At 50.5% G+C, this 21,172-nt stretch carries 27 protein-coding genes; 25 read left to right on the top strand and 2 right to left on the bottom strand.

What is annotated here, in order from left to right; genetic code table 11:
- Positions 1 to 124: 124 nt before the first annotated feature.
- Complete coding sequence (locus QZY95_RS15365; RefSeq protein WP_290925145.1) at positions 125 to 919, top strand: Bro-N domain-containing protein; 795 nt, start codon at positions 125 to 127, stop codon at positions 917 to 919.
- A gap of 67 nt (positions 920 to 986) precedes the next feature.
- Here the strand turns inward: QZY95_RS15365 and QZY95_RS15360 are convergent, their stop codons facing one another.
- Entirely contained in the window at positions 987 to 1,289 is a 303-nt protein-coding gene (locus QZY95_RS15360) for a HigA family addiction module antitoxin (RefSeq protein WP_290925143.1), read from the bottom strand.
- 15 nt (positions 1,290 to 1,304) lie between these two features.
- Positions 1,305 to 1,589: a type II toxin-antitoxin system RelE/ParE family toxin gene (locus QZY95_RS15355; RefSeq protein ID WP_290925141.1), complete on the bottom strand. Its 285-nt coding sequence runs from the start codon at positions 1,587 to 1,589 to the stop codon at positions 1,305 to 1,307.
- Positions 1,590 to 2,085: 496 nt separating this feature from the next.
- On the opposite strand from QZY95_RS15355, the gene QZY95_RS15350 reads away from it, so the two are divergent.
- The 24 genes from QZY95_RS15350 (at position 2,086) to QZY95_RS15235 (ending at position 21,172) form a co-directional block, all read left to right on the top strand.
- Positions 2,086 to 3,009, top strand: coding sequence for a hypothetical protein (locus QZY95_RS15350; protein WP_290925139.1), 924 nt, complete (start codon positions 2,086 to 2,088; stop codon positions 3,007 to 3,009).
- A 66-nt stretch (positions 3,010 to 3,075) separates the two neighbouring features.
- Positions 3,076 to 3,255, top strand: coding sequence for a hypothetical protein (locus QZY95_RS15345; protein WP_290925136.1), 180 nt, complete (start codon positions 3,076 to 3,078; stop codon positions 3,253 to 3,255).
- Positions 3,256 to 4,113 (top strand): LPO_1073/Vpar_1526 family protein, encoded by an 858-nt coding sequence (locus QZY95_RS15340; RefSeq protein ID WP_290925134.1) that lies wholly within the window; start codon positions 3,256 to 3,258, stop codon positions 4,111 to 4,113.
- Between the two features lie 131 nt (positions 4,114 to 4,244).
- Positions 4,245 to 4,469, top strand: coding sequence for a hypothetical protein (locus QZY95_RS15335; RefSeq protein ID WP_290925132.1), 225 nt, complete (start codon positions 4,245 to 4,247; stop codon positions 4,467 to 4,469).
- 3 nt (positions 4,470 to 4,472) lie between these two features.
- Positions 4,473 to 5,984, top strand: a complete 1,512-nt coding sequence (locus QZY95_RS15330; RefSeq protein ID WP_290925130.1) for a phage portal protein — start codon at positions 4,473 to 4,475, stop codon at positions 5,982 to 5,984.
- Positions 5,974 to 7,320 carry a signal peptide peptidase SppA gene (sppA, locus tag QZY95_RS15325; protein WP_290925128.1) on the top strand — a complete coding sequence of 449 codons (1,347 nt, stop codon included), beginning with the start codon at positions 5,974 to 5,976 and terminating at the stop codon, positions 7,318 to 7,320. Before QZY95_RS15330 ends, sppA begins: the two co-directional genes overlap by 11 nt.
- Before the next feature lie 27 nt (positions 7,321 to 7,347).
- Positions 7,348 to 7,734 (top strand): hypothetical protein, encoded by a 387-nt coding sequence (locus tag QZY95_RS15320; protein WP_290925126.1) that lies wholly within the window; start codon positions 7,348 to 7,350, stop codon positions 7,732 to 7,734.
- Between the two features lie 38 nt (positions 7,735 to 7,772).
- Positions 7,773 to 8,768 carry a hypothetical protein gene (locus tag QZY95_RS15315; protein ID WP_290925124.1) on the top strand — a complete coding sequence of 332 codons (996 nt, stop codon included), beginning with the start codon at positions 7,773 to 7,775 and terminating at the stop codon, positions 8,766 to 8,768.
- Positions 8,769 to 8,849: 81 nt separating this feature from the next.
- Positions 8,850 to 9,314: a phage holin family protein gene (locus tag QZY95_RS15310; protein ID WP_290925122.1), complete on the top strand. Its 465-nt coding sequence runs from the start codon at positions 8,850 to 8,852 to the stop codon at positions 9,312 to 9,314.
- Positions 9,311 to 9,748, top strand: a complete 438-nt coding sequence (locus QZY95_RS15305; RefSeq protein ID WP_290925120.1) for a peptidase M15 — start codon at positions 9,311 to 9,313, stop codon at positions 9,746 to 9,748. The genes QZY95_RS15310 and QZY95_RS15305 overlap by 4 nt, the downstream gene beginning before the upstream one ends.
- 9 nt (positions 9,749 to 9,757) lie before the next feature.
- Positions 9,758 to 10,195: a hypothetical protein gene (locus QZY95_RS15300; protein WP_290925118.1), complete on the top strand. Its 438-nt coding sequence runs from the start codon at positions 9,758 to 9,760 to the stop codon at positions 10,193 to 10,195.
- Entirely contained in the window at positions 10,164 to 10,352 is a 189-nt protein-coding gene (locus tag QZY95_RS15295; protein WP_290925116.1) for a hypothetical protein, read from the top strand. Before QZY95_RS15300 ends, QZY95_RS15295 begins: the two co-directional genes overlap by 32 nt.
- A gap of 8 nt (positions 10,353 to 10,360) precedes the next feature.
- Positions 10,361 to 10,720, top strand: a complete 360-nt coding sequence (locus QZY95_RS15290; RefSeq protein WP_290925114.1) for a hypothetical protein — start codon at positions 10,361 to 10,363, stop codon at positions 10,718 to 10,720.
- Positions 10,720 to 11,478: a hypothetical protein gene (locus tag QZY95_RS15285; protein WP_290925112.1), complete on the top strand. Its 759-nt coding sequence runs from the start codon at positions 10,720 to 10,722 to the stop codon at positions 11,476 to 11,478. The genes QZY95_RS15290 and QZY95_RS15285 overlap by 1 nt, the downstream gene beginning before the upstream one ends.
- The gene (locus QZY95_RS15280; protein ID WP_290925110.1) at positions 11,451 to 11,909 is read left to right on the top strand and encodes a hypothetical protein; all 459 of its coding nucleotides are present in this window, start codon (positions 11,451 to 11,453) and stop codon (positions 11,907 to 11,909) included. Before QZY95_RS15285 ends, QZY95_RS15280 begins: the two co-directional genes overlap by 28 nt.
- A gap of 158 nt (positions 11,910 to 12,067) precedes the next feature.
- Positions 12,068 to 13,018 (top strand): phage tail tube protein, encoded by a 951-nt coding sequence (locus tag QZY95_RS15275; protein ID WP_290925107.1) that lies wholly within the window; start codon positions 12,068 to 12,070, stop codon positions 13,016 to 13,018.
- A gap of 10 nt (positions 13,019 to 13,028) precedes the next feature.
- Positions 13,029 to 13,337, top strand: a complete 309-nt coding sequence (locus QZY95_RS15270; protein WP_290925105.1) for a hypothetical protein — start codon at positions 13,029 to 13,031, stop codon at positions 13,335 to 13,337.
- A gap of 95 nt (positions 13,338 to 13,432) precedes the next feature.
- Entirely contained in the window at positions 13,433 to 13,666 is a 234-nt protein-coding gene (locus QZY95_RS15265; protein WP_290925104.1) for a DUF1799 domain-containing protein, read from the top strand.
- Positions 13,663 to 16,185 carry a phage tail tape measure protein gene (locus tag QZY95_RS15260; RefSeq protein WP_290925102.1) on the top strand — a complete coding sequence of 841 codons (2,523 nt, stop codon included), beginning with the start codon at positions 13,663 to 13,665 and terminating at the stop codon, positions 16,183 to 16,185. The genes QZY95_RS15265 and QZY95_RS15260 overlap by 4 nt, the downstream gene beginning before the upstream one ends.
- A complete protein-coding gene (locus QZY95_RS15255; protein ID WP_290925100.1) occupies positions 16,185 to 16,544 on the top strand; it encodes a hypothetical protein in 360 nt (119 codons plus the stop codon). Before QZY95_RS15260 ends, QZY95_RS15255 begins: the two co-directional genes overlap by 1 nt.
- Entirely contained in the window at positions 16,544 to 17,428 is an 885-nt protein-coding gene (locus QZY95_RS15250; RefSeq protein WP_290925098.1) for a hypothetical protein, read from the top strand. Before QZY95_RS15255 ends, QZY95_RS15250 begins: the two co-directional genes overlap by 1 nt.
- Positions 17,421 to 17,834 carry an NlpC/P60 family protein gene (locus tag QZY95_RS15245; RefSeq protein WP_290925096.1) on the top strand — a complete coding sequence of 138 codons (414 nt, stop codon included), beginning with the start codon at positions 17,421 to 17,423 and terminating at the stop codon, positions 17,832 to 17,834. Before QZY95_RS15250 ends, QZY95_RS15245 begins: the two co-directional genes overlap by 8 nt.
- A complete protein-coding gene (locus QZY95_RS15240) occupies positions 17,831 to 20,542 on the top strand; it encodes a hypothetical protein (RefSeq protein WP_290925094.1) in 2,712 nt (903 codons plus the stop codon). Before QZY95_RS15245 ends, QZY95_RS15240 begins: the two co-directional genes overlap by 4 nt.
- Positions 20,543 to 21,172, top strand: a complete 630-nt coding sequence (locus QZY95_RS15235) for a hypothetical protein (protein ID WP_290925092.1) — start codon at positions 20,543 to 20,545, stop codon at positions 21,170 to 21,172.

Below are 21,172 nucleotides of genomic sequence, written 5' to 3'. Positions count from 1 at the left end.
TTTTTCTATTTTAACTTCACCAAGTTCTCCGCTGTGTGTAATGAATATATCAATTGTTGATACTTTGTATGCACAAGTGCGGGTTAGATACGCACTATAATGCGAAAACCTTTCCGGAGGGTTTATGTCTGATTTAGTACATTTTGATTTTGGTATGAATACCGTAAGAACGTTGTTACGTGATGGCGAAATATGGTTTGTGGGGAAAGATGTAGCAGAGGTGTTGGGATATGCCCGTTCTGCGGATGCAATCCGTATGCATTGCAAAGGGGTCGATGAAATGGAGACCCCTTCGGCTGGCGGCATGCAGAAAATGAAAATTATCCCTGAACGCGATCTGTATCGTCTCATTTTCCGTTCCCGTCTCCCTGAAGCTGAACGGTTTGAAGACTGGGTAGTGAGTGAAGTGCTCCCAGCGCTTAGAAAGAACGGAACCTACACTATAGAACGTGAGGAAGAACCTTGCGAACTGGATCACACTCAGTTGCCTGATGAAGTATTGCATTTGAAGCCGCATGTGCGTTCCCAAGTTTTGAGCTGCGCTTTGCAGGCTGCAAAGATGGACGACAATACCCCTGAGCGGATTGATTACTACTTCACAAAATATGCTGCGATGGTTGGTGCAAGACCTGCGATGCTCAGTAAGACTCCATTGCACCGTAGTGGTCAAATCTACCAAATGGTTGAAGAGTGGTTGGCTTGCGATAAACTAGAGCCAGCAACAAACAGAGCTTCAAAGTACCGAGTACAAAGTAAGCACCTGTATAAGCGTTTCGAAAAGTGGTGCTTCATGAAAGGGATACAGGATATCCCCGGACATCACTCTTGGGCGCGTGAAGCAAGAAAAATTCTTCCGTATCAGAAAAGCAATTACTACTTTTTCTACGTGAAGGAACAAATTGTAGAACGCGCAGCGTAGGTTGTGTGAAAGAAATGAAAAGCGGCTCTTAGGAGCCGCTTTTTTTTGTGGGAGAACAAGCCGATTTTTACTGCTGACATGCGCCTACAGATTCACAGCTTGGAATGGAGTTTAGTTCTGCAAGGTGTTTTGCCTGTGCTTTGGAAAGGTCATGCTGCGTTTGCAGGTTGAGCCAAAACTCAGGACTGGTGCCGAAGAACTTTGCAAGCCGTATTGCAGTGTCTGCTGTTACGCTGCGCTTCTCGTTTACGATTTCAGTAATACGAGAGAGCGGCACGCGCAGGAAGCCGGAAAGCTTGTTGGCCGAAATGTTCCACGGCTGCATAAATTCTTCGCGCAGAATTTCGCCTGGATGTGTTTTTATACGCATACTCACCTCACGCGGTTAGTGGTAGTCGACAATTTCAATCTGCGCTGCTGTGTTGGTGCGTTCGTCCCAGCAAAAACAGATGCGCCATTGATTGTTGATGCGGATGCTGTGCTGTCCAGATCGGTTTCCCCGAAGTGCTTCTAACCTGTTCCCCGGAGGAGCCTTAAGGTCGTTTAACGTCGCAGCAGCTTCAATCATATCAAGTTTGCGCAGAGCAACCTTAACAATGCTTTGAAAAACTTTAGTCTTCCCTGTCTGGTAGAGCTTGGCAGTTTCTTTACATGCGAATTCAAGTTTCATACGTACAAGCCTGTTAACTGTTTCTCGGTTAGCTGTTTAACAGATATGCTGTGAAGCGTGTGGTGTCAAGGATAAGCGGGAGCACTCCTTTTTAACCCAATTGAAACATCGTGCATCATTTGTAGGATAAATTTTGATGCTCTTTGCTGTGATGCTTTAGAAGCGTAGTTTGACAGGGTGGTATGGAAAGTCCTCTCAGCTGATGATGAGAGGACTTTCTTTCTTGAGCGTGTCTAGCAGTTACTTACATATGTTTTCGACTGAAATACTCTATTAAGTTTAGGACGATATAATTAATTTATAATCTATTATAGTATGATAAGCAGCATGGTATTGGTTGTCTGTGTAAATATAAATTTTAGTTAATTTAAGAGGTAGGTGCTGCGTGGGTAGGGGATATAATCATAGGCCGGATTGTACATGTGGGTGGTGCACTTCTAAATGGGGGAGTCGGAGTAGGGCTACTGTAAGTCCTGTACGGAGGAGTCAGCCGGAGGTGCAAACCAAGAGCTGCTACCAGTTGTTTGGCATTTCACCTATTCGACCTATTTATGAATCTTATACAATCCCAAATGCCCGTTGTCCTGTGTGTGGCGCAGCAGTTTTTTTCTATCAGTCCCCAAATGGAGGGCGAGTCTTTTTTGATGAATTGGGCCCGCCATGGCCAAAACATCCTTGTACATCAATGGGGGATACGTTTGGAAAACATTATGTGCCTGCTCCTGTTGGAGATAGAACAAATAAAGAAGTAGTAAGGCCAATTCAATGGCAACAAGAAGGGTGGCAACCTTTTTTTCTTTCAGATGTTTATAAAGATGGTGGGCTGTATAAACTGCACGGAAAGCTCGGCAACGTTAATTTGTCATTTTATGTATGTAAAAAGAAAAAGATTCCAATGTTCGTATGTGGGAATGTTCGTGATTATATATGCTTTGCTAAAGGTGTCCGGAAAGGTGTTTGGGAGGTGTCAATATACTATCAAACCCGAACAACTTTTTTATGTGCACAAGATTTTTGTGAAGCGAAGCAGATATGGAAAAAAGAAAAAAGGGAAAGGGTGGCACTGCAACAACCACCAAGGAAAAAACAAAAAAAAGCTGCTCATCCCCCCAATAAAAACGTCAAAAAAGACGTGATAACGAGCAAAGTTAAGGTTCTGGATGATCGAAGTAATAAATTCGGGAGACTTTATGCTTCTTTTTTTTCAGAAATTCTTGTCACTTGCTGTAAATGCCAAAAAACTTACAGAATTAGAATAGATACTTTTGAAAATAGAACTGTTTTGAATGTAGTTCGTGCTTGCCTGAAAGGTGGTTGTGTGGCGTGCAATCATAGGAAGTTTAAAGTGCATGGAATTTCGCATGCAAACACTTCATTCGATTTAATTGTGAAAGTTCCTTTTCTTAAAAAAGCATCATAAAAAAGAATTTAATTTTGTCGTTTTCCTATGTCCATTGCGGAGTTAATGCTTTTAAAGAAGGTCGTGATGTTAGATTTTATATCGAAGAATTATGAATGGATATTTTCAGGTATTGGCGTTTTTGCTTTAACAGTTGTTGTAGCTTTGTTTAAACGGCGTTCTTCTAGTCAGTCTATGGTTGTTGGGGACAATAGCACTGCGAATCAGGCAGGGCGTGATATTCTGAATAATAAAGGGGAGAAGTAAATGGTTGGGGATCAGAAAATGGAGGTTGGTAGCGGTGCTGTTGCCAATCAAGCAAAAGGCAATATAGAAAATCACTATCATGGGATGAGCTTTGCGGACGTTGAACGAATTGTTAATCTTCTTTTTGATGCAAATTTCCCTAAGTTGCTTGCGGATGCGAGAGAAACGATAGATCAGCGATTAGGTGAGGTTACGAGGCAGTTGTTTAGCCTGCTTGAGGAACATAAAGAAGAGATAGATGCACAACGGTTTGCTGAGCCTAATGTTCAGTTTCAGTTACAACAAATGACAAAAGCAGCTGCGCAAAAGGGAGAAAAAAGTAACTTTGAACTTTTATGTGATGTTTTTATTTTAAATCTTAAGAAGGACACTTCTGATTTAACAGAGCTTGTAGCCAATGAAGCGCTTGAACTTCTCCCTAAATTGTCTGCCCGTCATGTTGAATTTCTAGCTCTTTATGTTTTTGTTAGAAAAGTAAGTATCCCAGGTGCAACTCTTGATTATATTGAAGAGTTTTGTAGAGTTTTTCTCGAGCATATTTCCCTACCTGTAGATATAACAGAGCGAGATAGGACATATATGGCTGGCGTTGGTGCGTTCCAGATGGCGAATATGTCCCACGTTGAAATGATCCCTGAGTTTTTGAAGCAGCTGGATGATATAAAAAAATTGTCACCAGTTAATGTGCGAAGATACCTTGAAGAGAAGAAGCTCACTTCAACACTAGCAGTCTTTTTACTTTCGAATGATAGCCGTATTACTCGATGTGTTATTTCAGAGGCTGGAACTATGATTGGTTGGATTGGGTTGTCGAAATTTTTCCCTGTAGATCTTTCTGAAGTTCTAGAAACGAGCTAGTCTTTGTTTGTAAATAGCTATCAAGACATTTTCCACCTCTAGACATTTACTACGTCCAATCTATCGACATAATTTTTACCGCCATCGTATGGTCATTCGTGAATTTCACACAATGACCATGCGAGGTGGCTATGTCCGAACAAATCCTTCCTGATTCTCTTACAGCTGAAAAAACAGAAGATGCGCTGGAGCAGGCGTTACGACGCGGCTCTGAATACAGCGTGGATGGCTTTACGCAGAAGAGCCACAACATTCGCGATATTATGGCGGTGCGCCGTGAGCTGCTTGCAGAGCAGGCAGCTGAAAAGGGCAACTTGCTGCAGCGCGGCTTTAACCCTGTTCCTCGTAGGGGGTAGGGCATGCGTGGGCAGGCCAATCGCGCATTCTCCCGTAAGCGTTCATACGGGAAAACCGTTCGCCGTAGTGGTGCCAGTATTCAAGGCACCATGGCTAACTATGTGACAACGGTTATTAGCGAACGTATGGCAGAGCGGGAAAAAGCCCGCGTTGTGGAACGGGCGCTTGATCTCTACACGAACGATTCTATGGGGCACGGTGTTGTTGAAGGCGGTCTTATTGAGACTGTCGGCATCGGGCTTACTCCTTCCTTTACTCCCCGTGCTGAATGGCTTGGCAAAGACACAGCATGGGCGGAGCTTTTTGAACAACGCGCGAATCAGATGTTTAACCGCTGGGGGCTTGGTGTGCACCTGTGGTGCGATGCCCAGCGGCGGTTGAACTTTTATGCCTTGCAGGCGCTGCAATACTTTCAGTGGAAGATCTTCGGCATCGGACTTTCTCAGGCTGTTGTACGCAGTGATGCGCTGCGTCCGCTTGGGCTTGCGCTGCTGCCTGTTTGTCCTACCCGTTTGGGGACGCCTTCTGATGCTACCGGAGAAGTTTTTGACGGTATTGAAATTGGAAAATACGGCGAACCTACCCATGCATTTATCCGAAAACCTGACCGACCTGTTGGCAATACGACCGATTGCTATGATCGGGTAGCTATACGTGATCCAAAAACAGGGCTGCCCAAGCTGCTGCTTACATGCGATGTGCGAAACGTTGCCGAGTACAAGCAGGATTCTATTTACGCGACCCTTATTAAAACCCTGCGTGACGCAAACGACATGAGCGACGCCGTGCTGGTGGGCGCTGTAGTGCGCAACCTGTACGTGGGCTTTATTAACGCCGTGGGGCAGGGCGCTATGGGCGCGAATAAGAATTTGGACATTGAAGACCGCATTATCCAGACGGATAACGGCACCATTCTGCAGGGGCTTAAGGGTGAGTCCATGGACTGGTTTTCTCACACGGCAGCTCCCCAGAATCTGACAGATCTTACCAGCATGATTCATGACCGTATTGGCGTTGGTACTGTGCGCGGGCAGGAAAATATTCTGCGCAAGTACCAAGCCTCTTACTCTGCCAGCAAAGCGAGCTTTGAAAAGGCTGAAGAGGTTGCCGCCTACGAGCACACTATTCTTAACCGTGCCTTTAATGCGCCTGTAATGGCGTGGATGCTGTACGAAATGTGCCTTCGCTCGCTCCTTCCTGTTACTTCCTCCGAGCATTTTATTGCCAACATTGATGCGTATTACTCCGCTGAATTTTTGCCGCAGCCGATGCGCCAGATTGACCGCAAGAAAGCGGCTGAAGCTGATGTGATTGGTTTGAACAGCAATACGACTTCGTTGAAGGACGTGTACGGCAGGGACGGCAAAGACTGGCGTGTGGAAACTGAGCAGCGCGCAAAAGAGCTGAAGCACTTGCAGGATCTGGAAGAAAAGTACGGCGTAAGTTTGAGACCGCCAGTCAAAGAAACGGGAAGTGAAGGAACAGCAAACAGTGAGGAAGAGGATGAGTCTTAAAATTTTACAAGGCGAACTCTTCGCCATTTTACCTGAGAAACTGGAAGCTATTTGCGAAGTGGTGGAAGCGCACGCACAGGGCAATCCGTTGGCGTTTACCGGTTCCAGTAAACGCAGCAATCGTGATGATGAACCGTACGAAACGCTCAACGGTATTGCCGTCATTAACCTGTACGGCGTGATGGGGCGCAGGCTGGACGCATTTGAAGAGATGTGCGGCGGCTGCTCCTGCAAAACCCTTGGCAAGCATATCAGCCATGCATTGGCAAACGATGCTGTGAAGGCCGTGTTGCTTGATGTGGACAGCCCGGGCGGAACTCTTGCCGGATTGGACGAATTGTCCGGCACAATTTCGCGCGGTCGCAGCATTAAGCCCATTGTTGCCTACACAGATGCCACCATGTGCAGCGCTGCATATTGGGTTGCCAGCTCCGCCACCGCAATAGTTTCCACCAAGTCTGCCGTTGTCGGCTCCATTGGCGTTTTTACCACACACTATGACGAAACAGCCAAGGATGAGACACGGGGCGTTAAGCGCACCATCATTAAAGCCGGAGCCTACAAGGCTGCCATGCGCGAGAGCCTTACGGATGATTCCCTGACGTACCTCCAGGGACATTTGCAGGCAGCGTACGACACCTTTGTTGAGGCTGTGGCTGAACACAGAGGCTTAGACGTGAACGCGGTGCATCCGGCAATGGCAGACGGCAAAATTTTTACAGGCAAGCAGGCTCTGTCCGCTGGCCTTGTTGACCATATAGGCGACTTGGAGTTTGCCCTGAATTTGGCAGGGCAGCTCGCTGCAAACGTTAAGGAGAACACAATGGGAACTGAAGCAGTAAAGCAAGCGGCAGAGCAGAGCATTACCTATGCAGCCCTGACCGTGGAAGGTTTGAAAGTACACGCGCCTTCGCTGGTGGAACAGATTGTTGGCGAAGCTGCTGTTGATGCCAAGGCATTGGAAAAAGCAGCTGAAGAGGCAACGAAAACAGAACGCAGCCGTGTTGTGGAAATTATTAAAGCCGGTGCAGGCACAGAGCTTGCGCTGAAAGCCATTGAAGGAGGTGATCCTGCACACGACATTTACAAGCAGATGGTGACAGCCATGCAGGATGGCAAGGCAGATGCTCTTGCCAGTATGGAAAGTACCCTTGGCGACGGTGTGGAAGCCAAAGGTGAAGAGAAGAAACCGGACGGTGCAGGCGGTGGCGCAAAGCCTGACTTTATGAAGCTTGTAAATGACCACATGAAGGCTGAAGGCGTTGAAAAGGGCACTGCCATTCGCACAATGGCGCGCGCTCATTCTGAAGTGTATCAGCAGTGGCTTAACCGCTAGCGCAGCGCGGAACAAAGGAGACGACTCATGAGTATGGGCTACAAAGATCTTGGCTATGTGACTCTTCCCGTTGCGGAGCGGTTAACGGAAAACCTGCGCGTTAAGCATGACAGCGGCGTGTGCGTGGTGGCAGGGGCAGATACTGCGGGAATAGGCACTGTGTTTGATTCCCCGTTTGATGATCCGCGCGCTACCATTGCTTTGTACAACAAGCCTGGAACACAGATCATGATTGCCAGTGCAGCCATTAACGCCGGAGCTGATGTGTATGCAGCAGCCGAGGGCAAAGTGAGCATGCTGCCGACGGATGCGGGAACGTACTACAAGGTGGGCGTTGCGCTTACCGTGGCAAAGGCAGACGGCGACGGCGTGGAGGTTGCTCCTAACGGTGCGTGCCTTCCTGTGACTGTGTAATTTTTTGACCGCATTATCCGCACCATAAGGAAAACACTATGCGACCTACTGGACGATTTTTACCACGCGAAGACCTGAGCGCCATGATCACAGAGGATGTGCTTAATCAGGCAGAGCACTCCGGCTACGTGGCAACAAGGCTTATGCCGTATTGCTGGGTTAACCGCGATTCCGGAACGTATCCGGTAATGCCTTTGAAGTCCCTGTACAACACAGCGGACACCAACCGTACTTCCAGCGGTGCTTACAACCGCGCATTTGAAGAATTTGAACAGGGGAACTTCCGCACCCGTGAACATGGTCTGGAAGGGCCGGTGGATGATCGCAATGCGGCTGTCTACAAAGATGTTCTGGACATGGAAGAGACGGTTACCAAACTGACCATGGGCAAAGTGCAGCATGCACACGAAATTCGTGTTGCCAACAAGCTTATGGACACCAACAACTTTCCGACTCAGGCAGCAGCTGCGCCGTGGTCTGACCGTGAGACCGCAGATCCGAAGAAGGATGTGAACACAGGCATTGTAGACATGCGTTCTCGCGGGGTTAGTCCGAACACACTTGAGGTGAGCTGGGCGCAGTACATGAACCTGCTTAACTGCAAAGCGGTTAAGGACGCCATCCATTACATTTTCCCAGATACCAAGAAGACAGGGAATATTACCCTGACGCACCTTGAAACCTATCTTGAAATCAACATTGTTGTGGCGGGTGCTTTGTTCAACAGCGCCAATGCGAAAAAGGAACCGCAGCTTGACGGCATCTGGACTGATGAGCGTGCGTTGCTGTGCCTTACTGCCTCGCAGGATTCGCAGGTGGTTACTCCTTGCATCGGTCGTACCTTTATCTGGAACGAAGGTGCCAAGGAAGAATTTGTTGTTGAAGATTACCGCGAAGACGCAAACCGCGCGGACATTATCCGTGTTCGCCACGATGTGGATGCAAAGCTGTTGCGTTCCACAGATCCTGAAACAGACAAAGTCCTCAGCGATATCTCCCGTCGCTGCGGTTTATTGATCACAGGCATTCAGTAATGTACTGATCCTCCGCAAAACCCCTGTCCGACTGCATCTTCCCCCCCCTTTGATCGGTCGGGCAGGGCACAAGGAGACACAATGCAGGATTTGACGAATTACCTACAGGAAATGGGCAGCAACATGGATGTGAAGAGTATTTTTTCTGTGTTTGCTGCAGGTGCGGCTGCTGTGTTCGGTGGCTCTGTTCCGCTTGTGTATGCGCTGACTGCATTGTGGGCGCTGGATTTTATCCTTGGATTCAAGCGTGCGTGGGACGGCAAAAGCCTTTCCGGTCGCAAGTTCAGAGCCGGAGCAATGAAGATTGTGCTGTATGTGATGACCGTAGTGGTGATGGGGCTTGCTGAATATTCGCTTGGTGCCCTGGGAACGTTTTTACCGTTGCGCGACATAACCATTGCCTACCTGTGCATGACTGAGGCGCTGAGCTGCATTGAGCATCTTTCCTTTTTCGGGGTGCCTATTCCCAAAGGTGTACGGGAACGGTTGAGAAGCTACCGCGACTGTTTACACGAATGCGATTTGCCGCAGGGAGATTCCAAATGAAGAATTTAACTGGATACAGAACAGACCGTTTTGCGCTGTATGAGCTGCTGCCCAAGTACGAATATTCCGTGCTTTCCGAAGCAACCGGATGGGGGCTGTTTGACCCGCGTATGCTGTGGACGCTTGACCGCCTGCAGGAACGGTTTGGCACTGCCATTATGAATGACTGGTACTGGGGTGGCTCTAATCAGTTTCGTGGCTGGCGTCCGTTTGCCTGCCCTGTGGGTGCTGAGTGGTCTACACACAAGTTCGGTCGAGCCGGAGACATCATGTTCAAGCACTGCGCAGCTGAGGAAGTACGCGCGCATGTTTTGGCGAATCCGGAAGACGGAGCCTACCAGTTCATTACCTGTATAGAAATGAAGGTGGACTGGTTCCATTTTGATACCCGCAATTTCAATACAGCACGCGGTATCTTAAAAATTTATCCATAGGAGACAGCCATGAAACGACTTGTTGCATGTGCTCTGGTTGTTGCCTTTTGCCTGCCGCTTACAGGCTGTGAGGATTTTGCAAAGAACACTGAAACCACAATCAAGATGCTGACCGTGGCGCATGACGGCGTGATTACATCTGCCTCCATTGCCTACAAGCATGACCGGATCTCCAAGAAGCAGTTGTTGCAGATCCGCGTTGCTGGACACGCCTTTGATGCTGTGCGTGAAAGCGCCATCAATCTGCTTGAGCAGTACGTGCAGCTTGAGGCGCAAGGCAAAGATGCTGAGGCACAGGGCATAAAGCAGACGCTGATAGACATGCTGCCCACCGTACGACAAGAGCTTGGCATGCTGCGAAAGGCTTTGTCCGATGCCAAGGATGAATACCAGAAGCTAAAGGAAGGAGCTTTGTATGAAGAAGCAAGACTTGCATCTCGTTCTTGATTTGACCTCCAAGGTGGGTGTTCCCGCTGTTAAGGCTTTGCTGGATGCCTTGGACAACGACGAAGTGACAGCGGCAGACATTGCGCAGCTGCGCCGTGAAGCTAGATCTACAGACGAAATCTTTGAAGAGAACGGAATTACTTTCGACTCTGAATAGGCAGCGCCATGAACGAACTTTTTGAGATACAGCAGCGTGACCTTGCCATCCTGATTGAGGAGCACGGGGAAACTGTGACGCTTACGCAGAACAGTACAGATGCCACGATCAACATGATCATAAGCTCTGTCCCCGATGCTCCCAACTGGGTGCGTGACTACCGCAGGCGTGATGAAACAAGCTGGTTTATTGCGCGTGTGGTTGGGACAGATCTGCCTGCAGGGCTTGGTGCAAAAGTGACTGTAACAGACAGCATCGGTACCAAATTCACCATGCAGGATTTTAAACCTATCGGCAGACCTGTGAACGGCAAGTTCATCGGGTACATGCTGGCGCTGGTAACAGATACGCGCCTTGGCGGGCTGTAATGGCAAAGCTCCACGGCAGCGTTGCCCTGTGCAAAGTTGAAGATGAAGCACAGGGGCAGATGGAATGGCTTGCAAAGCATTTCCCCAGCGAGTTTGGCAGAGCGCTGCGCCATGTTGGATGGCGATACAAGATTGCTATCAGCAACGCCATCTATGCAGGGGGCAGCCCTCCGCAGTCCAACCGCAAGATTTCTTTGATGCGCCAGTACCGACGAATGGATTTGCTCGGACGAGTAAACAGCCTTTCTGGAACATCACACGATTACACAAGGCTTGCGCTGAAGCGCAAAACCAAAAAGCAGAAACGGTACGAGGCAAAAGGCGGCACACGACAACGGCACATGACAAGATGGAAGGTATGGGGACGGCGCGGGCGTGAACATGCTTTTCAAGGCAGCTTGGCAAATGCTGTGCGCTACAAGTTTTATCCGGAAACACAGGCTGTACGAATCGGCTTTTTAACTCCTTCTGCCGCTAAGTGGGCAGATGCTGTGCAATCCGGCAAGCGTGGCTCGGATGACATTTTAGGTTTCAGAGGCAGGCAGCCCGTAACAGACAGAATGCGGCGCGCATTCTGGGCGGCAGGTGTTCCGCTGAGTAAATCCACCACCGTGCTCGAGCAGCCGGAGCGTCCGATTATTGATCCGGTCTTTGAGCTGCTGAATCCTGAGCTGCCGATGATTGTTGAGAAGCGCATTTACAAGATCATTCAAAAATCAAAGGGAAGCGTATGGCCTCTGCTACCAGTTGGAAGATAATTGAAAGTTTTGCCGCTGCATTGCGTAACCATGCAGCGCTTAATGCTTGGGCGCAGGCAGAATACGAGCAGCCCTTGCGCATTATGCAGGGGGTAAACATGGCAGCGCTGCCGCGTGAGGAAGATTGCCCGCTGATTGCCCTTGTTCCGGAGAGTGGAAAGTTCGGGCGTATTGCAGAGCATGCAAGCTCAGTGCGGGTGATCTTGGCAGTGCATGATGAACGTTTTGAAAATGATGAACTGGCGGGCTTAAAGCAGCTTGCTACAAATTTTGGTTCCCTGACTCTGCAAGCTCTGCAGGACGGGGAAGACGGTTTTTACATTGGTGAAGTAACTGATCTGTATGAGCTTGCCGACTTTCCCCTGCTGTACAGAGAACTGAGCGTAACTGTTACCGGCTCCACCTGCATTGGTGGAAACGGACTAGATTGATGACAAACCCGCACATTGCGGCGTTGCTTCGATAAAGTCAGATACTCACATAGGTTGAACTATGCTTCGCCCCTGACTTTATCTTGCGCCTTGCACTGCACAGATTTGTCTCAATCTAGCAAACAAGGGTTTTACCAACAATATCAAGGGAGAACTTTATGGCACAGGCAAAAGGAAGCAGCGCCAAGGTCGTTGCCGGATTTGAGAACGCATACAAGGCTGGTGCAGGTGCAAAAGGCACGGTTATGCCGCGCGTTAGTATTTCCGCAGGGGCATCCCGCACGTTGAACACTTCCAGTGTGATCACCGGCAGCAGAAGTCCTTCTGCGCCAAGTGCGGGCAACACAGATTACTCCGGCAACATTGTTGTGCCAGTCGATGCGCAGACCTTCCCTATCTGGCTCATTGCCTTGTTCGGACTGCCTGCCACCAGTGCAGATGGAGACAACTACAAGCATGTTTTTACGCCAAGTGACACGCAGCCATCCATCTGGGTGGAAAAGCAATTTCCGGAAGTCACTTCCTACATGCTGGGCTACGGCATTAAAGCCTCCAGCCTTGCACTTTCTGTAAGCTCCGAGGGTGAAGTAACAGCGGACATCGGGCTTATGGGCGCAGGTGAAACAAGTAATGCAGCGGCTGCTGTTGCGGCTCCAACTGTGCTTGCCTCTCAGCAGTTCCAGAACTTTCAGGCAACCATCAAAATGGATGATGGCGCACTTTCAAACCGCATTACTGAGTTCTCCTTGAACTTGGATTGCGGGCTTGATGGTGACTCGTTTTGTGTTGGCGGTGGCGGCGAACGCGGCAGCCTTGCAGAAGGCATTCTGGGTATCTCCGGCAACATCACAGCACTGTTTACGGACAAGACCCTGCTGCAAAAAGGGGCTGACAACGCCACTGTGAGCTTTGCCGTTGAGTACGTTTTGGGCGCAACCAAGCTGCTAATCGAACTGACAGAAGCCAAGATCAACCGTGCATCACCATCCATTGAAGGCCCCAAAGGCATTAAGGAGAGTTACTCCTTCCAAGGTTTTGCCAGCAATCCTTCAAGCGATGCCATCCGCGTTTCTGTAACCAATGACGTTGAAACCTACAGCCTGACATAAGGATGTTGTGATGAGTGAAGCAAAGCAGCTTGTAGTTGTTGTGGGTGAATTTGAAGTGGATGTGAAATCCATGACCCGTTCCCAGATTCTGGAACTGAACGCACGCCGCAAAACCATGCAGAAAGAGAAAGATAACGATGATGCCGTGCAGGCGGTGCAGGATTACATGGAGTGGGTTTTAAAAGATCTGTACCCGCAGATTGTGACCAATTTTGATGAGCTGCCCAACAGGGAACTGATGGTGCTTGCTTCAGTTACTGAGCAGTATTCCGCAGCAGTGCCCATTGAGGTGATTGAGGCGCTTGTAAAAAATGCATAGCGGTCTGGGAGTTTTTTACAAACCCAGACCGTACAGAATATTGCAAGCAGTGCCGCAAAACCCACGGCGGCAGGGAGTGTCCGGCTTGCAGCTACATGCTGGATGCTCCCGAACTCCTGCCCCAGTGCCACGATGCGTGGACGCTGTGGCTTGAGATCCAGACCCAGTGGCGAATCAGCTTCGGCGTACGCACAGGGCTTGATATGACCGCCGTAAAAGCTGTTGCTGAACTGCTTGAAATTGAGCTGACCCCGCCTACGTATCGCATTCTCCGAGGTCTTGAGTTGCATACTTTGCAAAATGTGAAAACGGATGAGGACACCGCATGAGTACCGTAGCCACCCGCATTGTCATTTCCGCAAAGGACACAGCCACAGGCGTTTTCCGTAAAACCGGTATGCAGGTGGAGAGCCTGAAGCGTAAAATCTTCAGCTTAAATTCTGCCCTTGCAGGTCTCGGCGTGGGGCTTGGCGGTGTGGAAGTCTACCAGCAGACCAAAGCTTTTGAGACTGCGCTTACAGACATGAGCAAGGTCACAAGCCGCGACCTTGGCACCATCCGTTCCGAGATCATGAGCCTGCCTCCGGAGCTTGGAAACGCAACCCAGCTCATGCGCGGGTACTACCAAGTTATCTCTGCAGGTGTGACAGACCCTGCCAAGGCAATGGAAGTACTGGTTACTTCCGCAAAATCTGCCAAGGCTGCCCATACTGCGCAGGATGATGTTGTAAAAGCCCTGACAAAAACTATGGCAGGCTTTGGCGGTGAAATTAAAAACGCTGTACAGGCTAGTGATCTGCTCTTTTCCATTGAGAAGGCAGGTCAAACCAGTTTTGCGGAACTGGTACCTGTGATGGGCGACCTTTCCACATTGTCCCATGCCTTGGGGCTGAATACTTCCGAACTTGGCGGTGCACTTGCCCACGTTACCCAGACAGCAGGAAGCACTGCGCAGGCTGCCACACAATACAAAGCCGTACTCATGGGCTTGTACAAGCCGACTGAGAACATGCAAAAGCTGCTCAGCAAAATCGGCTATGCCTCCGGTAAAGCGCTGGTGGCAGACAAGGGCTTTGTCGGTGCGCTGCGTGCCGTTAAAGAAGAATCTGAAAAGTCCAACATTGCGCTTGGCAAAGTGTTTGAAAGCTCTGAAGCACTTATTGCCCTGAACGCGCTGTTCTCCAATTCCTTCCAGACGCTTGAAAAAAATATTTCCGCAGTGGAACAAGGCGTTGGTGGTAGCAATGCTGCGTGGCAGCGCTGGCTTACCACTTCTCAAGCAATGGAAGATGCTCTTAAGAATCAGCTTGCCAACACGCTGGTTGATTTAGGCACTGAGCTGCTCCCCACAATTAAAGATAGCATGAGTCAGCTCACAACTTGGGTGGGCAACAACAGGACTGAGGTTGTCGGCTGGGGTGAAGACGTAAGCGTGGTTCTCTCTTCCGTTGTGACGCATACGGGAGACATTTTAAGTATCTTCCATTCGCTTCCGGACTGGATGAAAGAATCCACCGGCATGGGCTTAATCGGCGGTATGCTGTTCGGCCCAAAAGGCGCAGCCGTTGCCATGCTGCTTGCCACTACCGTGGATGCTGCGGACAAGTTTTCCAAAGGACATGCTGCCTACAAAGACGGCACAATCTCCTTTGGTGAATGGGCAGGCTCTGATGACAAGGAACTGGCTGCACTGGTTGCAGAACGTAAGAGCCTTCAGGGACAGATTCAGCAGTTGGAGATCGAGCGGGAGAAATACCGCAAGTTCAGCAACAGCTCCTATTACAGAAATGATCAGGACATGCTGCAGGGCAAGATCGTTGAGATCACAAAGAAGATTGATGCGCTCAAATTACAACAGGAAGAACAGCGACTGGCTTTGGCTGCCAAGCAGTATGAAAACTTGCAGCCAGTGGAAAAGAAGCCCGATGCCATAACTGGCGGCAGCAGCGCAACACCTAAAGGCACCAAGGATAACCCTGTAAACGTCGCTCTTGCCGGAGCTGAAACCCTTTGGTCAAAGCTGAACATTCCGAGCAATTCTTCCTACGCTTATGACCTGAACAACATGGATTCTGTTCTTTCTGACCGTGACGCTGCAATGGATAGAGCCTTTGAACAGGCTGCAAAACGTCAGGCAAGAGCCATAGCCAGCGCGCATAAAAAAGCTGCCAAAGAAGCTGCTGCAGCGTGGGATGACAGCACAGGCTCCATGCAGCAGGTAAGCGAAACCGTTGCTTCCACCGTGGGGGATGCAATGGGTGAAATGGCGCGCGGTGCCGAAGTGAATTTTGAAAATATGGCGAACTCCATCATCCGTTCGCTCATGCGCATTTATGTGACGCAACCGTTGATTGACGGTCTGGGCGGCTTGTTTGATTCGTTCATGAAATCCGGAGGCGGTAACAATGTAGGCGGCGCTCTTGGCTCTTCCACCGGAACAGGTGGCGGCTACAACATGGGCAATGGTCTTGTGACCGGACTGCATACAGGCGGGCTTGTGGGACAGTCCTCCACCTTTACCCGCAGTGTTCCCATGTCTCTTTTCTCCGGAGCCGATCGCTACCATTCCGGCGGCATGGTGCTTCGCCCAGGAGAAGTTCCCATAATTGCCGAAGTAGGCGAACGGGTTCTTACCCGCGAACAGAATGCAAGCTACGAGCGCATGCGTAATTCTGCCCCTGCTGCCCCGCAGATCAACATTCACATTACCAACGAAGACGGCGTGAAATCTGAAGTGAGCCAAGAAGAATCCTTCTTTGATGGAGAACGCTGGGTGTGTGACATGTGGATGCGCGGCTACAAGAACAATACAAACGGCATGCGCGATAGCTTGGGAGGTAACAGGTAATGTACAACTGGCCGAACAGTCTTCCGTTCCCTTCAACGTGTCCTTCCGGTGTTCGTGATCCGCTGCTCGAAGATGAATTCCAAAGCGGTGATGATGCTGCAAGACCGCAGTTTGCTGCGCCGCGTTGCATGCCTGTGACTCTTACATGGAACTGGATGCATAAGACGCACCTTGCAACGCTACGGGCATTTCAAAAATACCACAGAGCAAAGCTGTTTTTATGGACAGATCCTTTTACCGGAGAATTATGGGAAGCCCGTTTTTCCGGTGAAGAGCCTATTAAGTGGAGTCCCATTGCAAAGCTCCCCGACTATGCGCAGGTGACAGTTGTCATTAAAGCCGTGAACGAGGTGACGTGATGCCGAGCTTATCCCAGTGTATTGAACGCAACCGCACACACTCTGAACACAGCTATGTATTGCTTGCCAAACTCACACTTCCGGACGGTGAAGAAATTCGCCTTGCCCGTAACCCGCATTCTCTTGTGTATCCCGAAAACAAAGGCGTGCAGCAAACTGTCAGCGTGGCAGGAGACGTGCTGAGCATCACCAACACCGATGCTGACTATGTGGCTGTGTCCATCACCGGAGAATTTACCGGATCAATTCTTTTTCAGCAGCTGCAAGGCGGTACATGGCACACCGTGGAAACGTTTATTTCGGCAGCTTCCAGCACATATGCTGCGCTGCCAAACACCCAGTACCGGATTTACGTTGCCAGCCTTGAGGCAGGCAAACCCTTTTGCGCGTTGGCAGAACATGGCGGCCTGTGGCAAGCGCTGGACTTTTTACCGGGGGATATTGAGGAGTCGGATTCGTACGAGACTCGCGGTTTGTCCCTCTCCATAGGTAACGGCGGCGGTATTATGCAGCCGTATCTGGAGCAGCTTGATGCGTGGCGCAAACAGCACGGCAACGAGTTTGTCAAAGTGCAGCTCCTAGTGGTGAACACAGGGCTTCTTGATGATCCCGAGCCTGTGGGGGAATGGCATTTTGTGGACGACGGCATAAGCCTGCCCGCGCCGATGGATAAATGTGAGATCAAACTGGGCATTGATGATGTGGGTACAGCGCCCATTCCTGCCCGTTCCATCAATCGTGACTTCTGCCACTGGCGTACCTCAACTCAGTGTCCATTTTACGCTGTGTGCAACCACACCCTTGCCATGTGCAGAACAGATTACAACCGCAGTGAGTACATAGGAGCATTCCCCACTGTGGAGCAGGGAGGCGTGTATGGATAGCGGACTGCGTATGTTGTGTAACAGCCGGTATGTTCCTGCAGGGCGCGGTGAACTTGATAACCACGGCATTCATCAGTTCGACTGCTGGGGCTTTGTTATGGCTGTTTTCGACTACTTTGGCGTTACTGTTCCGGACTACACAGAACATCCGGACAACTACAGTCTTGTTGCCAAGCTCTATGAATCTGCGTCTGTTTCCCCGTTATGGGAACGCATTGAATCGCCTGAAGTGCCTTGCCTTGTGGCAATGGCAACGGTCATGCCCAAAGTGTGCAACCATTTTGGCGTGTATCTGGGCAACGGTGTGTTTGTGCATGTGCAGAAGAAAAACGGCGTGCATACAGCGCGTATTGATGCTGCCCCGTGGGCTAAGTTCGTGCACAGCTTCTGGAGGTTCGTGGGATGAATGTTCTAGTGTATGAACAGCTGAACTTCGTAGATCCACTTTCTTGTGTGAAGCAGGCTGTGCCGTGGCAGGCAGGAATGAGTCTGCACGATCTTGTTCCGGAACGCATAGATGTTCCTTGCGGGCTTGATGTGATCTGCTCTGTGAACGGACATGACGTGACCGACTTTGAAGCGGAACTGTATCGCGTAAAGCCGAACGATGCGGTGCTGTTTCGTGTAGCTCCACGCGGTGGAGGTGGCGGTGGTAAGAATCCGCTCAAGCTTATTGCAATGGTGGCAGTCGCTGTTGTGGCAGCGTACACAGGGCAATGGTATGCAGCCTCACTACTCAAAGCGGGAACAATCGGCGCGGGCAGTGTTTCTGCTGTTGCAGGCATAACCACAGCGGTTGTGGGCATGGCAGGCTCTATGCTTGTAAATGCTATTCTGCCGCCGGATAAGCCCACCTTTACCAACAAGAACATCACAGAAGACTCCCCGACGTATTCATGGCGGGCATCCAATCCCAGCCGGAACGGTTCGCCCGTTGCCATCGTTCAGGGTGAATGCAAAAACATTCTTCCCTTCAAGCTTTCCCAGTACATCAGCACAGACGGTGATAAGCAGTACATAAACGCCTTGTACGCCGTTGGTGAAGGCGAACTGGAGCTTTCCAATTTTTGTATTCGCGGCATGCCTGTTGATCAGTACAAAGGCGTGACCATTGAAACCACTGCCGGCACAGCAAACCAGACCGCGCTTAAAGGTTTTCAGGACGGCATTTACGAGCGGCCTGTTTCTATGAAGATCACGCACAGCGACTGGACATATTTTAACGGCGAAGGTGATGCCATTCAGGCTGTGGGCTTTGGATTATCCTGCCCGTCCGGTCTTTACTACGCCAACGACAATGGCGGATTCAGCACCACCAGTGTGCAGATTGCGCTCGAGCGTGCTCCGCATGGCACAGAGAACTGGCAGCGCCTTGCAACGCAAACTGTCAGCGGTGCACAGCGTACTGCTTTGCGTAAGTTCTGGCGGTTTGATCTGCCTAAAGGACAGCACAGGTATCGTGTAAAACTGGCAGCGCAGCCGCCTTCAGATGCAACCCGCTACGTAAATGATGTGTGGTGGGAATACGTACAGGAAATTGTTCCGGATGACTTCAGACATCCCTATACAGCATGCTTTGCGCTTAAAGGGTTGGCCACAGATCAGTTTTCCGGCTCTTTCGACAGCTACCGCATTACCTGCAATGCCAAGCGTGCCACAGCGCAGCTTCCGGACGGTAACGGCGGGCTTGTTGAGCGCAGCCTGACCAATCCTGCATGGATGGCACTGGAGCTTGCCACGCATCCGCGATTCGGTGCCGGACTTTCTGAAAAGCGCCTCATCGTGGATGAGTTTGCCGTTGCTGCAGAATGGTGTGAGCAGCTCGGCATCACCTCCAACATGTATTGGGATACGCAGACAGATCTTGCCAGTGCGTGGGATGAGCTTGGGCGCTTCGGGCGGTTTCGTGTCATTCCACGCGGCACCCGTTACGGTGTGATTTCTGACAGACCAGTGCTGCTGCCAGACCAGTCTTTCATTGCTGCAGATTCAAATTCGCTGCTCGGGTCCACCTCCATTGACTACCTGCCTGTTAAAGATCGGGCAGAAGCCGTTGAGGTTACGTGGTTCCATCCGGAAAAAGGCAGACAGATTCTACGGCGACACAGCCCGCATTTTCATCAGCTGACAACTCGGCTGCCGTCTACAGCAAAGATCACCTTAGCTGTGTGTAACGATTTCGACAGTGCATGGCGTTACGCAGGCTACAGGCTGAACTGCAACAGATTCATTACCCGCACCATCAAGCGCACCATGTCTGTGGATGCTGCAAGCGTTCAGCCCGGGCATGTGATTCAGGCCGTTGTTCGTGACTGGAACTGGGGCGAATCTGCAAGAGTACGCGGCAGCTCCGCAACACAAGTTACGCTTACCCAGCCGGTAACGCTGAAAAAGAACACACCGTATTCCCTGCAGGTGAAGCACGGCGGCGTTCAGAATGCTAGCGGGCAGGAAAAAATCGACATGGTGGACATTACCCCTGTGGCTGAAGACACCGTGACCACGCAGCTTAATTTAGCAGAAGCACTAAGCGCTGCGCCGCAGGTAGGCAGCGTTGCCACTGTAGGCAAAGCAAACGATGCGCTGCATCTATTCCGCGTTTCTACCATCCGTCGCACCAGTAAAAACAGAGTTGAGATTACCGGCGTTGAATACGCAGAAGAGATCTATGCCGACAATGGAGATCTGCCAACGGTGGACGGTGACGCCGGAGTGATTGGCGCACGTAACTTGGCGTGCAGCGTTCAGGCCGTAGATGAAGACGGGCTGCATAAAAAGCTGGTGCACCTTTCTTGGCAGGGAAACGCCATTACATGGCGCATTTTCATCCGCAAAGTGGGCGCTGGCGTAACGCCGTGGCAGCTTTACGGCACCACGCGCGACACGCAGGTAACGCTGCGAGGCATTGAAGATAAAAACTTTTACCGCATAGCTGTAAGCCATACGGACAACCCAGCAGACGGCGCAGTGACAGAGGTTTTGTACGACCCAGACGTGATGGGCACAGGAACAATCAGGCCGCTGCGCGTGATCAAAGAAGATCAATCCGGATTTGAGCCGCTGATGTACACAGCAGAGTCCGGTGAAGTGCTGCAGCTTATGGAGGTGTTTTAAATGAGCGGATTCCACAGAGACATCAAGGGCGATCAGAACCACATAATCCACTTTCGGGAGTACGCCACCAAGGAAGCACGCGAGGCAGCCACAGGGCTTGATGCTACGCACTTGCATAAAATTGCCCTGCAAGCAGATGACAACACCATGTGGCAGCTGGTGGATGTAAGCCCTGTAGAATGGCAGGCGCTTGGCGGTACTGGCGGCGGCAGAGTCTCCGGAGAGATTGTTTCTTTCTGGGGCACCATTGATTCAGCCGGCAGGCCGTTGAGCATGGTTACAGGTGAACCCATGCTTGAATGGGGCTGCTGTGACGGGCGCACTTACCTTTCGCCGGACGGCAGAAGTGTTGGTACGCCGAACATGCAAAATCGCTTCATCGTTGGTGCAGGTGGTTCCTACGGCAAAGGTGCAACAGGCGGTGCCAGTACTGTAACCTTGTCAGCCGCTCAAATGCCGAGCCACTCACACTCCCGAGGCGTTAGCATCCGTACCAATAAGCATTTTACTAACCTTGATGATTCTGCATCTATCTTTGCCGCCAGCACATCCACCGGCGGTGCTGGTAGTTCCCATGCACACGAAAACAAACCGCCATACATCGGCGTGTACTTCATTATGTATCTATAG

The organism is Halodesulfovibrio sp. (assembly GCF_015482765.1).
GTDB lineage: Bacteria > Desulfobacterota > Desulfovibrionia > Desulfovibrionales > Desulfovibrionaceae > Halodesulfovibrio.
This window is presented reverse-complemented; position numbering and strand designations above follow the sequence as displayed.

What these genes read in the sequence shown, in the direction of transcription:
- QZY95_RS15300 (WP_290925118.1), top strand. Translation starts at nt 9,758, where the DNA reads ATGAAACGACTTGTTGCATGTGCTCTGGTTGTTGCCTTTTGCCTGCCG.
- QZY95_RS15280 (WP_290925110.1), top strand. Translation starts at nt 11,451, where the DNA reads ATGGCCTCTGCTACCAGTTGGAAGATAATTGAAAGTTTTGCCGCTGCA.
- QZY95_RS15285 (WP_290925112.1), top strand. Translation starts at nt 10,720, where the DNA reads ATGGCAAAGCTCCACGGCAGCGTTGCCCTGTGCAAAGTTGAAGATGAA.
- QZY95_RS15330 (WP_290925130.1), top strand. Translation starts at nt 4,473, where the DNA reads ATGCGTGGGCAGGCCAATCGCGCATTCTCCCGTAAGCGTTCATACGGG.
- QZY95_RS15250 (WP_290925098.1), top strand. Translation starts at nt 16,544, where the DNA reads ATGCCGAGCTTATCCCAGTGTATTGAACGCAACCGCACACACTCTGAA.
- QZY95_RS15320 (WP_290925126.1), top strand. Translation starts at nt 7,348, where the DNA reads ATGAGTATGGGCTACAAAGATCTTGGCTATGTGACTCTTCCCGTTGCG.
- QZY95_RS15275 (WP_290925107.1), top strand. Translation starts at nt 12,068, where the DNA reads ATGGCACAGGCAAAAGGAAGCAGCGCCAAGGTCGTTGCCGGATTTGAG.
- QZY95_RS15365 (WP_290925145.1), top strand. Translation starts at nt 125, where the DNA reads ATGTCTGATTTAGTACATTTTGATTTTGGTATGAATACCGTAAGAACG.
- sppA (WP_290925128.1), top strand. Translation starts at nt 5,974, where the DNA reads ATGAGTCTTAAAATTTTACAAGGCGAACTCTTCGCCATTTTACCTGAG.
- QZY95_RS15235 (WP_290925092.1), top strand. Translation starts at nt 20,543, where the DNA reads ATGAGCGGATTCCACAGAGACATCAAGGGCGATCAGAACCACATAATC.
- QZY95_RS15260 (WP_290925102.1), top strand. Translation starts at nt 13,663, where the DNA reads ATGAGTACCGTAGCCACCCGCATTGTCATTTCCGCAAAGGACACAGCC.
- QZY95_RS15360 (WP_290925143.1), bottom strand. Translation starts at nt 1,289, where the DNA reads ATGCGTATAAAAACACATCCAGGCGAAATTCTGCGCGAAGAATTTATG.
- QZY95_RS15265 (WP_290925104.1), top strand. Translation starts at nt 13,433, where the DNA reads ATGCTGGATGCTCCCGAACTCCTGCCCCAGTGCCACGATGCGTGGACG.
- QZY95_RS15310 (WP_290925122.1), top strand. Translation starts at nt 8,850, where the DNA reads ATGCAGGATTTGACGAATTACCTACAGGAAATGGGCAGCAACATGGAT.
- QZY95_RS15255 (WP_290925100.1), top strand. Translation starts at nt 16,185, where the DNA reads ATGTACAACTGGCCGAACAGTCTTCCGTTCCCTTCAACGTGTCCTTCC.
- QZY95_RS15340 (WP_290925134.1), top strand. Translation starts at nt 3,256, where the DNA reads ATGGTTGGGGATCAGAAAATGGAGGTTGGTAGCGGTGCTGTTGCCAAT.
- QZY95_RS15355 (WP_290925141.1), bottom strand. Translation starts at nt 1,589, where the DNA reads ATGAAACTTGAATTCGCATGTAAAGAAACTGCCAAGCTCTACCAGACA.
- QZY95_RS15270 (WP_290925105.1), top strand. Translation starts at nt 13,029, where the DNA reads ATGAGTGAAGCAAAGCAGCTTGTAGTTGTTGTGGGTGAATTTGAAGTG.
- QZY95_RS15290 (WP_290925114.1), top strand. Translation starts at nt 10,361, where the DNA reads ATGAACGAACTTTTTGAGATACAGCAGCGTGACCTTGCCATCCTGATT.
- QZY95_RS15245 (WP_290925096.1), top strand. Translation starts at nt 17,421, where the DNA reads ATGGATAGCGGACTGCGTATGTTGTGTAACAGCCGGTATGTTCCTGCA.
- QZY95_RS15240 (WP_290925094.1), top strand. Translation starts at nt 17,831, where the DNA reads ATGAATGTTCTAGTGTATGAACAGCTGAACTTCGTAGATCCACTTTCT.
- QZY95_RS15305 (WP_290925120.1), top strand. Translation starts at nt 9,311, where the DNA reads ATGAAGAATTTAACTGGATACAGAACAGACCGTTTTGCGCTGTATGAG.
- QZY95_RS15345 (WP_290925136.1), top strand. Translation starts at nt 3,076, where the DNA reads ATGTTAGATTTTATATCGAAGAATTATGAATGGATATTTTCAGGTATT.
- QZY95_RS15315 (WP_290925124.1), top strand. Translation starts at nt 7,773, where the DNA reads ATGCGACCTACTGGACGATTTTTACCACGCGAAGACCTGAGCGCCATG.
- QZY95_RS15335 (WP_290925132.1), top strand. Translation starts at nt 4,245, where the DNA reads ATGTCCGAACAAATCCTTCCTGATTCTCTTACAGCTGAAAAAACAGAA.
- QZY95_RS15295 (WP_290925116.1), top strand. Translation starts at nt 10,164, where the DNA reads ATGAAGAAGCAAGACTTGCATCTCGTTCTTGATTTGACCTCCAAGGTG.